At 63.5% G+C, this 3,670-nt stretch carries 2 protein-coding genes; both read left to right on the top strand.

Annotation, left to right across the window (positions count from 1 at the left end):
- The first annotated feature begins 124 nt into the window (after positions 1-124).
- Positions 125-2,905 carry a hybrid sensor histidine kinase/response regulator gene (locus AC1DRP_RS35590; protein ID WP_476771019.1) on the top strand — a complete coding sequence of 927 codons (2,781 nt, stop codon included), beginning with the start codon at positions 125-127 and terminating at the stop codon, positions 2,903-2,905.
- A gap of 162 nt (positions 2,906-3,067) precedes the next feature.
- The coding region (locus AC1DRP_RS35585) for a GAF domain-containing protein (protein WP_476771018.1) at positions 3,068-3,670 on the top strand (603 nt) is incomplete at its 3' end.

Here is a 3,670-nt window from a genome sequence, read left to right as displayed (position 1 = left end):
TCCTTCCACTCTACTCAGTCTGGCGGCCCCGCGATGATCCTCTCAGTGTCAGTTCATGCCGAATGCCGCTAGGAACGCTTGCACGCTCGAGACATCACGCAGCGCAATGAGCAGGGACCTGACTGTGACCACAGACGTGGAGCGCGACCGCCGCCTGATCCAGAGCGTGCTCGCGATATCCGACGATTGCATCAAGGTTCTCGACCTCGACGGCAAGCTGACCTTCATGAGCGAAGGCGGCATACGGGTCATGGAGGTCGCCGATTTTGGGCCGATCGAGGGGTGCGCCTGGACCGATTTCTGGGAGGGCACGGATCGGGCAGAGGCGATCGCCGCTGTTGCAGCGGCCAGGGCCGGCGGCACCGGCCAATTCGAGGGCTTCGCCAGGACGATGGCGGGCACGCCCAAATGGTGGGATGTCCGCGTCACGCCTGTCCCGGGTCCCGACGGCAAGCCGGAGCGGCTGCTGGCGATTTCCCGCGACATTACGGCGCAAAAATCGGTCGAAGAGGCGCTGGTCGCGACCGAAGAGCGCTATCGCACCCTGTTCGACAGCATAGATGAGGGGTTCTGCATCATCGAGTTCTTCGATGGGCCGCATGGCGCGCTGAGCGACTACATTCATATCGAGGCCAACCCCGCCTACGCGATTCATGCCGGCATTCCCGATGTCGTCGGAAAGAAGCTCCGCGACATGGTGCAGGACGAGGCCGATGGCTGGGTCGAGCTCTATGGCGGCGTGCTGCGCACCGGCCAGCCGATCCGCTTCGAACGTGAGCTCGTCGCCACCGGCCGCTATCTCGAGCTCTCGGCCTTTCGCATCGAGCCGGCCAGCGCGAAGCAGGTCGCGGTGCTCTTCCAGGACATCACGGGCCGCAAAAAGGCCGAGGCCGCTTTGCAGGAGAGCGAAAGCCGCTTCCGGACTCTGTCGCAATCCATGCCGAACCATGTCTGGACCGCGACGCCGGACGGAATGCTCGATTGGTTCAACGAACAGGTCTATTCCTATTCTGGAACCGAGGCAGGCGCGCTCGACGACGAGCGCTGGACAGCGATCGTTCATCCCGACGATCTCGCGAGTGCCGCCGCAGCCTGGGAAAATGCCCGGCGTGACGGGATTCGCTACGAGACCGAATTCAGGCTGAGGCGCCATGACGGGGCCTTCCGCTGGCACATCGCCCGTGCCGTCCCGATCCTCGATGAGAACGGCGCGGTGGCACGCTGGATCGGCACCAATACCGATATAGACGATCAGAAGACGGCTGAGGCGGCGCTCTCGGACCTCGCCACGACCTTGGAAGATCGCGTTGAGCTCCGCACGGCCGAGCTCGCCAGGGCGCAGGATGCCCTGCGCCACAGCCAGAAGATGGAGGCGATCGGCAACCTGACCGGCGGCGTTGCGCATGATTTCAACAACCTGCTGCAGGTCATCAGCGGGAACCTGCAGCTGCTCTCGCGCGATATCACCGGCAATGAGAGGGCCGAGAAGCGGGCCGCGAACGCCATGGCAGGCGTGGCGCGCGGCTCAAAGCTCGCCGCTCAACTGCTGGCCTTCGGCCGCCGGCAGGCGCTGGAGCCCAAGGTCGTCAGCGTAGGCCGGCTGATCCGCGGCATGGACGATCTGCTTCGCCGCACATTGGGCGAAGCCGTCGAAGTGGAAACGATGATCGCCGGCGGGCTCTGGAACACATTGGTCGATCCGACCAATGTGGAGAATGCGCTCCTCAATCTCGCGATCAATTCGCGTGATGCGATGGACGGCCAGGGCCGCCTCACCATCGAGGCCGGCAACGCCTTTCTCGACGACGCCTATGCACGCGCGCATTCCGATGTCTCGGCGGGCCAGTATGTCATGGTGGCGGTGACCGATACGGGCTCGGGCATGAGCCCTGAGGTCATGGAGCGGGTCTTCGAGCCGTTCTTCTCGACCAAACCCGAAGGCAAGGGCACAGGCCTCGGCCTCTCCATGGTCTACGGCTTCGTCAAACAGTCCGGCGGCCATGTGAAGATCTACAGCGAGGCCGGCCACGGCACGACGATCCGGCTCTATCTGCCACGCTCGACCCAGGTCGAGGATATGCCGGTCGAGAGCGAAACCGGCCCGGTCAGCGGCGGCAGCGAGACCATCCTGGTCGTCGAGGACGACGAGGCCGTTCGCGACACGGTGATCGCACTGCTGGGCGAACTCGGTTACCGCGTCCTGAAGGCACATGACGCGCAAAGCGCGCTTGCGGTCATCGAGAGCGGCATACCCATCGACCTGCTCTTCACCGATGTCGTGATGCCGGGAGTATTGAAGAGCCCGGAACTGGCGCGCAAGGCCAAGGAGAGGCTGCCGGAACTCGGCGTGCTCTTCACCTCGGGCTACACGGAAAACTCCATCGTACATGGCGGGCGGCTCGATGAAGGCGTCAACCTGCTGTCGAAGCCCTACACGCGCGAGGCTCTGGCCAGGAAGATCAGGCAGGTCCTGTCGCATGGCGGCAGGAAACCGTCTGGCGACACGCCGGAGCCGGCAGTCAGCCCGGCACCGCTCGCTGCATCCGAGCCCGCGCGGAAACTCACGGTCCTCGTTTGCGAGGATGACGCCATCATTCGCATGGATACCGCCGATCTGGTCCGCGAGCTCGGCTATGTCGCGATCGAGGCCGATAGCGGGCGCGAGGCAATCGATATCGCGTCGCGGGAGGAGATCGACATCCTGCTGACCGATGTCGGCCTGCCCGACATTTCGGGCATCGAGCTCTCCCGGAGCTTGCGTGAACTCAAGCCGGCGATCGCCATTGTCTTCGCGACGGGGCGGGACCAGGTCGAGGGTCTTGATGCAGAGCCGCGCACCGAGTTGCTCAAGAAGCCCTATGGTCTGGACCTGCTCGGGCGGGTGTTGGGACGCGTCACAGGCTAGGCATTATCCTATGGTATGGGGCCGGAATGGCCGCTATGCCCATGGCTTTGGAGAAATGTCTGAGCCGCATATCCGGGCGTGGACGGCCAATCGTGACCGGTCTTTTGACATAGACGCGTCGTCACGATTGTGTTTCCGCTCATTTTTTCCGGGCGGGGTTTGATGCGTCAAGATTTCTCTGAAGATATCGCCGCGATCTCGTCCATTGCCGCGGTACCGAGCATTCTGGAAGTGGTGTGCCGGACGACGGGCATGGGCTTTGCCGCCGTCGCGCGGGTGACCGAGGACCGCTGGGTCGCCTGTGGCGTTCGCGACGAAATCGCGTTCGGCCTGCAGCCCGGCGGCGAGCTAAAGATCGAGACCACGATCTGCAATGAAATCCGCGACCATCGCGAGATGGTCGTCATCGACCATGTCGACGCGGACCCCGTCTATTGCCGGCATCATACGCCTGCGACCTATGGCCTGCAGAGCTATATCTCGATGCCGATCATCCTGCCTGATGGAATATTCTTCGGCACGCTCTGCGCGATCGACCCGCGGCCGCATGTCGTCAGCACGCCCGCCATTACCGGCATGTTCAAGCTCTTCGCTGAGCTGATCGCCTTCCACCTCGACGCCCACCAGAAACTCGCTGACAGCGCGGCCAGACTGGTCGGCGAATTGCAGAACACCGAGATCCGCGAGCAGTTCATCGCCGTGCTCGGCCATGACCTGCGCAATCCGCTTGCCTCCATCCATTCCGGCCTTCGCATGGTGCTGAAG

It is taken from the genome of Allobosea sp. 01N443 (assembly GCF_056399325.1).
Note: the sequence above shows the minus strand (reverse complement) of the source record. Positions and strands in the feature narration are given on the sequence as shown.